Consider the following 7,740-nt stretch of genomic DNA (forward strand, 5'->3'; position numbering starts at 1 on the left):
GATGACGCGGTCCGCCGCGGGTGTCCGTGCCGCGTGCCATGATGGAGCCATGAGCCCCGACACGACGTCTGCGAACACCTCGAACGGGTCGACCCCGACCACCACGGCGAAGGGTCAGGCCCCAACCACCACGGAGAAGGGTCAGGCCCCGACCACTGAGGCCCCGACCACGGGGACCCCGGCCACCGCGTCCCGCGGCGTGCGGCTGCGCGCCCCGGAACTCACCGGGCGGCGCTGGATCAACACCGGTGGCACGGACCTGACGCTGGCTGACCTGCGCGGCAAGGTCGTGCTGCTCGACTTCTGGACGTTCTGCTGCATCAACTGCCTCCACGTCCTCGACGAGCTCCGTCCGATCGAGCAGAAGTACGCCGACGAGCTCGTCATCATCGGCGTGCACTCGCCCAAGTTCGAGTTCGAGCGCACCGTCGAGGCCGTCGATCAGGCCGTCGAGCGCTACCAGGTCGAGCACATCGTCCTCGACGATCCGGACCTCGTGACCTGGCAGGCCTACACCGCCCGCGCCTGGCCCACCCTCGCCGTCATCGACCCGGAGGGCTACCTCGTTGCCTCGATGTCCGGCGAGGGCCACTCCGCCGGGCTCGCCGGGCTCATCGAGGAGCTCATCGCCGAGCACTCGGAGAAGGGCACGCTCCACCGCGGCACCGGTCCCTACGTCCCCCCGGAGCCGGTGGAGACCGAGCTGTTCTACCCCGGCAAGCTGCTGCGCCTGGCGAACGGGAACCTCCTCGTCGCCGACTCCGGTCACCATTCGCTCGTCGAGTACGACCCCACGGGCACCGAGGTGCTGCGCCGGATCGGCACGGGGGAGCGGGGGTACACCGACGGCAGCCTGACCGAGGCCCGCTTCTCCGAGCCCGGCGGCATGACCGAGCTGCCGGAGGAGCTCGCCGCGCGGCTCGGCTACCGCGTGGTCGTCGCCGACACCGTCAACCACGTGCTGCGCGGGGTCGACCTCGAGGCGGGCACGGTGACGACGATCGCCGGCACCGGCGAGCAGTACATGGTCGGTGCGATCGACAACATCACCGGCGAGCACCGGCAGACCGGCCGTTACGACGGTCGGGCGGACCGCATCAAGCTCTCGAGCCCATGGGACGTCGAGTACTCGACGGCCACCGGCGAGGTCGTCGTGGCGATGGCCGGCAACCACACCATCTGGTCCTTCGACCCGGACGCGGGCACCATCCGCCTGCTGTCCGGCACGATGAACGAGGGCCTGCTCGACGGTGCGGCGGAAGACGCCTGGTTCGCCCAGACCTCGGGCCTCGACGCGGCGGCCTCCGGGGAGATCTGGGTCGCGGACTCGGAGACCTCGGCGGTGCGTCGGCTCGACCCGCGGACCGGTGCCGTCGAATCCCTCGTGGGCACCGGCCTGTTCGACTTCGGGTTCCGCGACGGCCCGGCGGACGAGGCCCGCCTCCAGCACCCGCTCGGCGTCGCCGCGCTGCCCGACGGATCCGTCGCGGTCGCCGACACCTACAACGGGGCGATCCGCCGCTTCGATCCCGCCTCCGGCGTCATGACCACCCTGGCGCGGGGTCTCGCCGAGCCCTCCGACATCCTCGTGCTCCCGGGTGAGGACGGCGCCCCGCCGGCCCTGCTCGTCGCGGAGTCCGCGGCCCACCGGCTCACCCGGGTGAGCATCCCCGCCGAGGCGCAGCAGGTCGACGAGGGTGCGAAGAGCACTACCCGTCCGGCCACCGAGATCGGTCGCGGACCGCTGGAGATCAGCATCGGCTTCACGGTCCCCGCGGGCCAGAAGCTCGACGACCGCTGGGGCGATCCGACCTACCTCCAGGTGTCGTCGACCCCGCCGGAGCTCATCACCGACGGCGCCGGCGGTGCGGAGGGGATGGAGCGCACGGTGACCCTCGACCCGGGGATCGACTCCGGGGTCCTCCACGTCACCGTGCGGGCCGCGGCCTGCGACGGCGAGCCCGGGGGAGAGATCCCCCTCCACGCCGCCTGCCACCTCTACCAGCAGGACTGGGGCATCCCGGTGACGATCGCCGACGGCGCTGAGAACACGCTCCACCTCGATCTGCGCGGGACCTGACCGGCGGGATCCGAGCCGCGCCGCGTCCGCGCGTTCGCGTGCGATCCGGCTCGCACCGGAGGTCCCCGTCCGGCTCGTTCCGGAGCTCTCCGTCCGGCTCGCGGGCCCGCCCGCTGGGGGGTGCCCCGGGTGGAGCGGCTCAGCTCGCCGGGGGCGACTGGCCGAGCGACTGCCCCTCGTTGACGAGGGTGACGGACACCTCGCCGTCGGCCACGGTGACGAGGCCGGTGATCCGGACGATGATCCGTTCGGTGAAGTCGGACTCGTAGGCCGTGACGATGTCGCGTGAGCGGCCGGACACCTCGACCACGGCCTCGGCCGGGGCGACGGTGAGCTGCGTGCCGTCGGCCGTGAGGGTGATCGAGGGGTGTTCGACGATCGACCACGCGACCTCGTCGCCGAGGATCTCGTGGTCGGTCTCGAACCCGAACGGACACCCGGACGGCATGAGCGTCGTCTGCTCCGCACAGGCATCGAGCTGCGCGACCGCCTCGGCGGCGACCTCGCTCGCGAGCGCTTCCGTGGGCTCCGGATCGAGCGTCACCGGGGCGATCTCACCGGGCCGGAGCACATCGACGCGCACCGGATCGGCGTGCAGGTACTCGGCGTTGAAGCCCACGGTGTAGCCCGCCGGGAAGAGCAGCGGCACGCCGCCGCGGTCCGCCGGGGCGGCGACCCCGTTGATCTCGACGACCGAGGAGCCGGTGACGTCGAGGCCCAGGCGCGGCCACTTCTCGACCTCGATGAGCCACCGGTCGAACAGGCCCCACTGCGGGGCCGCTCTCACCAGCGAGTACGTCTCCTCGTGGGAGGAGTCGCCGAGCGTGAAGCCGACGGTGACCGTGGCCCGGTCGCCCTCGACCCGGGAGTCGACGACCCGCGGGTCGCTCGGCAGCGACCAGGCGTTGGCGAGCACCGCATCGTCGAGTGCGGCGGTGTTCCGGGTCGACGGGGCGGCGAGCAGGCCGAGGGCTCGGGAGGCGTCGCCGTCCTCGAGCGCGGACAGATACGCCACGACCGCGCGCTGCGGGGCGTGGGCGGTGAGGTTGAGGACCGGCACGGAGGCGACGGTGAGGACGACCGCGACGATCGCCGCGAGGAGGAGGCGGAAGGCACGCGGGTCGAGGACGAGGCGTGGGCGGCGCGGCTGCTTCCGCGTCCCCTGGGGCGGAGGTGTCGTGGTCATGGCCCCCTTCCTCCCCCGCGCGCCTGCCGACCGCCCCGGCACCGACCGGGGCCGGTCGCGGAGGCTCTCGGCTCAGTCTAGACGCCCGGCCGGTGCCTCGGCCGGATAGGCCCGCATGCGGGAGGTGTCGACGTCGACGAACAGGCGCGTGCCGGTGCGGACCCGCGCCACGGTGTCCGCCACGGTGCTCGCCAGGCCCGGGTGGATGACACCGAACCCGGAGCCGCCGGTGTCAGCGACGGCGGAGAAATCGAGGAGGTCCACGGTCATCGCGAGTCCGACCTCGGTGTCGGCCGGGGACAGGACCACCTGGAGGATCGGTCCGGAGTCGCGGACGGCGACGATGAGCGCTTCGAACACGGAATTGGAGGTGAAGGCGGGATCGAACTCGTCGAACGACAGGCGCGCGGCGGAGGTCGGGATGGTGACGTAGACCTTGCCGTCGAGCTCGGTCCGCGCCCGCACCTGCGAGTGCCCGATCGACAGCCAGCCGCGCCGGGCGAGGCCGGAGAAGACGGAGACGCCCGTCGCCGCAGCGGCGAGATTGCTCCGCGGTTCGCGCAGCTGCACCGCGAGCGGGGCGGAGTCGGCGATCTGCTCCTTCTCGATCGTCACCGTCCGCCCGCCGAGCACGGCGGCGTCCATCACCGAGGAGCCGGAGACCACGAGCCCGCGCTCGAACCGGGTGCAGGCATCGAGCAGCCGGCCCCGCAGGCCCGCGCGCGCCTGCCCGTCGAGACCGCGGAGCGGATCCTCGAGCACCAGCCACTGGCCGCCGGTCGCGAGGGTGAGCGCGCAGATCAGGCGCGCCCGGGAGTCCGCATCGAGGTCGCGCAGCCGGGTGCGCCGGCTGCGGTCGAGCGGGAAGCCGAAGTGCGCGCAGGCGTCGGCGAGTGCCGACGGCGTGCCGTGGGGGGCCGCGAACCGGCCGACGGTGAGCCGCCCGGCTTCGTCCGGCCAGGCGACGCGGGCGGTGCCGGCCAGACGTCCGATGGCGTGCAGAACGCCCCCGACATCGGGCGGCTGCCCGAGGAGGGTCAGCCTGTCGAGGGCGTTCAGCGGCTCAGCCGACACCGCCTCGCCCGCGACCCGGATCCCGGAGAGATCGAGCGTCGGGGCGGATTCCATGGGCGAGATGCGGTGCGGCCGGGGTGCGGTGCCTGGAGCCGGGCGGCTCAGACGCCCGACGGGTCGGTCGAGCGGGTGCGGCGACGGGTGACGACGACCGCAGCGGCACCGACGACGAGCAGGCCGGCGCCGAGCGCCAGTCCGGTCATCTCGGAACCGGTGCGCGGCAGCGCGGTGCCGGAGTCGGACGAGCCGCCGGAGCCGCTGCCTCCACCGCTGCCGCTGCCTTCGCCGCCGGCACGGTTGCCGGCCTCGTCGCCCACCGAGGTGCTGTTGGTGACCACGGTGAAGGAACCGGCCTGCGCCTCGGACTCGGGACCGAACGCCGTGACGCGGTACTCGCCGAGCACCGGGTCGCTCGCGGCGTGCACGCCGACGACGGCGTCGCCCTGCTCGTTGGCGATCTTGTCGATCTGGAAGCGCTCGACCTGGCCCTGCGCGTGCTCGACCTGGACGGTGATCTGCTCGCCGGGCTGGGCGCCGGTGACGGTGATCGTCACGCCCTTGTCGTCGTCGGCGAAGTCGGACGAGGAGATCTCGGTCGGATCGATCGCGATGCTGAACGCCGCCGCCTCGGCCGCGTCGCTGCCCGCAGGCGCGGACGAGGTGGGCGGGGCCGGGATCTGCGACTCCGGCGCGCCCGGGGTACCGGTCGCGGTCTCCTCCGTCTCCGGCGCAGCGTGAGGCTCCTGCCGCTCATCGGTGGGGGTCGGGGACGGAGGCGCGGTCTCGCTCGGGGACGCGGTCTCGCTCGGGGGCGCGGTCTCGCTCGCGGTCTCGCTCGGGGTGGGTGGCGCGGTCTCCGAAGGCGTGGCGCTCGCGGTCTCCGAGGGAGTCGCGGTCTCCGGTGGAGTGGTCTCCTCAGGCGTCTCGGTCGGGGTCGGGGTGGCGCTCGGCGTCGCGCACTCAGTGGGCGACGGGGCCGGAGTCGGGGTCTCCGCGACCTTCTCGACGACCTCGAAGGTGACCTTCGAGGAGTCCTTCTTCGTCTCCGTGTCGGTGAGGAACAGGGTGTACGTGCCGGTGGGCACCTTCGCCGCGTCCGTGGTCGTGAAGAAGAAGACTCCGTTGACCTCGCCCTCGGGCGTCACGGTCAGCGGATCCTTCACCGCGTACTCCGTGCCCTCGGTGCCGATCACGGTGACGGTGGCAGTGGATTCGGGGGTGAAGCCGGTCCCGGAGAAGCCGATGCCCTCCTCGGTGTCCGCGATGTCGGTCTGGGACACCTCGGGCACCTCGACGGTGGCCTCGGGGGCATCCGCGAGCGCCGGCACGGCGGCAGGAGTCGATGGCGATGCGCCCTCGGAGGGCAGGCATTCGGCCGGCGCAGGGGCCGACGGTGCAGTGGTGGACGCAACAGCGGGAACGGCGATCAAACCGGAAACCGCGGCGGCTACTGCGGGGGCAAGCACAAGACTCTTCGCAGAGGTCTTCACAGTATGGCCTTTCGGTCGTGGCGTATTCGACCACGCAAAGGCGACAGTGTTACTCCCGGCCCTTCGGTTAAGGGGGAAGGCACCATCGGCGCGGGCGTATAACAGCATCCACTGTAGAGCATTCTCCAAGGGAATGCGCGGGAGTTCTCCATTCTCGTTGCCGGATCGTGATCGAATCGTTGCCTGATCGACGGTAGATTGGCCGTGTGAGTTTGCTTTCCGATCGCGATATCCGTGCCCAGCTCGACTCCGGGCGCGTGGGTCTCGACCCCTACGACCCCACGCTCGTGCAGCCCTCGAGCGTCGACGTGCGCCTCGACCGGTTCTTCCGGCTGTTCGACAACCACAAGTACACGGTCATCGACCCCGCGCAGGAGCAGCCGGGCCTGACCCGTCTCGTCGAGGTCGATCCGGACGAGCCCTTCGTCCTCCACCCCGGCGAGTTCGTGCTCGGCTCGACCCTCGAGCTCATCACCCTGCCCGACGACATCGCGGCCCGGCTCGAGGGCAAGTCCTCGCTCGGCCGTCTCGGCCTCCTCACCCACTCGACCGCCGGTTTCATCGATCCCGGATTCACCGGCCACGTCACCCTCGAGCTGTCGAACGTCGCCACCCTGCCGATCACCCTGTGGCCGGGGATGAAGATCGGCCAGATGTGCTTCTTCTCGCTGAGCTCGCCTGCGCAGAGCCCCTACGGCTCCGATCCCGCCACCGGCAACCGCTACCAGGGTCAGCGCGGGCCCACCGCATCGCGCGCCCACGTGGGATTCCGCCGGGGCATGCCCTGATGGCCGGGGCCCACGACGCCCGCGACCCGCGCTCGCCCGAGGCGCTCTCCGCCCGTCACCTGCTGCTGCTCGACGAGGACGTCGAGCCGAGCGATGTCATCGCGCTCGTGACGAACCACTTCCCCGCCCTCGCCGAGCCCGTCGTCGTCGCCGACGCGGACCCGCGCTGGGGCCACGAGGTGCTCGAGTGGCGGCTGACCCGCCATTCCCGACTGCACGGCCCGATGTTCGTGCCCGCCGCGGTCCGCGCGGAGCTCGGGCTGCCGGACTGGGCCACCCGGGTGTTCGCCCTCGTGTGCCCGCGCGACCGCGAGCCCGCTCCGCCGCCGTCCTGGCTCACCGACTCCGACGGGCTCCACCTGTTCTTCCCCGCCGGGCTCCCCAACCGGGAGGAGGGGCGCTCGCTCGATCTCCTCATCGCGCTCGCCCGGCGCCTCCACCTCGCCCTCCGGCTCGCCGACGAGCCGGTCGACCCGCTCGCGCTCGAGGCGCCGTCCGCCTCCCGTGCCGCACTCGCCGCCGCGGCCGAGGCGCCGGCCCGGATCCTCGTACCGGATCCGGAGGCGCACGTCGACGTCTTCGTGTACTCGCCCTACTGGCTCGCCCCGGACGTGCTGCTCGACCGGCTCGCCGAGGTCGACGCCGGCGCGCGCGAGCCCGACCCGGTGCCGCCGGAGGCGCTCGAGAAGATCGCCCACCTGATCTCGGCCGACGACCCTGAGATGCGGGACGGCTACGCCATCGAGGTGCCCCTCGACTCGCTCGGCCCGCGGGCCGGACTGCTCGAGATCGGCGTCCTCGTCGAGGAGGCGCTGCCGCGCGCCGTCGCCGCCCATCTCGAATCGCCGCAGGTGATGTACCACCTGCGCTGGGTCGACACCGAGCAGCAGCGCTACCTGCCGGAGATCGACGCGGAGCTGCGGCGGATCCGCGCCGCGGCCGCGCTGCGCCTCGACCGGCTCGCCGCGGAGGTCCTGCGGCTCACCGCCGGGATCGGCGTCGACCAGGACGGCTTCCTGCTCAGCGAGCACCAGCTGGGCTGAGCCGCACCGGGCCGACCGGGCCCGCATGCATGGTGCTCTGAGATCGGAGCGGGTTGAATATTATCACACGTCACCGGCC

The 7,740-nt window shown here is 72.4% G+C and carries 6 protein-coding genes; 3 read left to right on the top strand and 3 right to left on the bottom strand.

Features of this window, described 5'->3' with window-relative positions; all coding sequences use genetic code 11:
• Positions 1 to 49 precede the first annotated feature (49 nt).
• Positions 50 to 2,080 (top strand): NHL domain-containing thioredoxin family protein, encoded by a 2,031-nt coding sequence (locus tag ABD883_RS01165; RefSeq protein ID WP_137318608.1) that lies wholly within the window; start codon positions 50 to 52, stop codon positions 2,078 to 2,080.
• Between the two features lie 139 nt (positions 2,081 to 2,219).
• Here the strand turns inward: ABD883_RS01165 and ABD883_RS01170 are convergent, their stop codons facing one another.
• The 3 genes from ABD883_RS01170 to ABD883_RS01180 all read right to left on the bottom strand — a co-directional run bounded on the left by ABD883_RS01170 (position 2,220) and on the right by ABD883_RS01180 (position 5,668).
• Complete coding sequence (locus ABD883_RS01170) at positions 2,220 to 3,266, bottom strand: nuclear transport factor 2 family protein (RefSeq protein ID WP_345029195.1); 1,047 nt, start codon at positions 3,264 to 3,266, stop codon at positions 2,220 to 2,222.
• 72 nt (positions 3,267 to 3,338) lie between these two features.
• A complete protein-coding gene (locus ABD883_RS01175; protein WP_345029197.1) occupies positions 3,339 to 4,394 on the bottom strand; it encodes a Rieske (2Fe-2S) protein in 1,056 nt (351 codons plus the stop codon).
• Positions 4,395 to 4,441: 47 nt separating this feature from the next.
• Positions 4,442 to 5,668 (bottom strand): LPXTG cell wall anchor domain-containing protein, encoded by a 1,227-nt coding sequence (locus tag ABD883_RS01180; RefSeq protein ID WP_345029198.1) that lies wholly within the window; start codon positions 5,666 to 5,668, stop codon positions 4,442 to 4,444.
• 368 nt (positions 5,669 to 6,036) lie between these two features.
• On the opposite strand from ABD883_RS01180, the gene dcd reads away from it, so the two are divergent.
• Both dcd and ABD883_RS01190 read left to right on the top strand, forming a co-directional pair.
• Positions 6,037 to 6,618, top strand: a complete 582-nt coding sequence (gene dcd / locus ABD883_RS01185; protein ID WP_137318612.1) for a dCTP deaminase — start codon at positions 6,037 to 6,039, stop codon at positions 6,616 to 6,618.
• Positions 6,618 to 7,661, top strand: a complete 1,044-nt coding sequence (locus ABD883_RS01190; RefSeq protein WP_345029200.1) for a hypothetical protein — start codon at positions 6,618 to 6,620, stop codon at positions 7,659 to 7,661. Before dcd ends, ABD883_RS01190 begins: the two co-directional genes overlap by 1 nt.
• Positions 7,662 to 7,740 lie beyond the last annotated feature (79 nt).

The organism is Brevibacterium pityocampae (genome assembly GCF_039541555.1).
Taxonomy (GTDB): Bacteria; Actinomycetota; Actinomycetes; order Actinomycetales; family Brevibacteriaceae; genus Brevibacterium; species Brevibacterium pityocampae.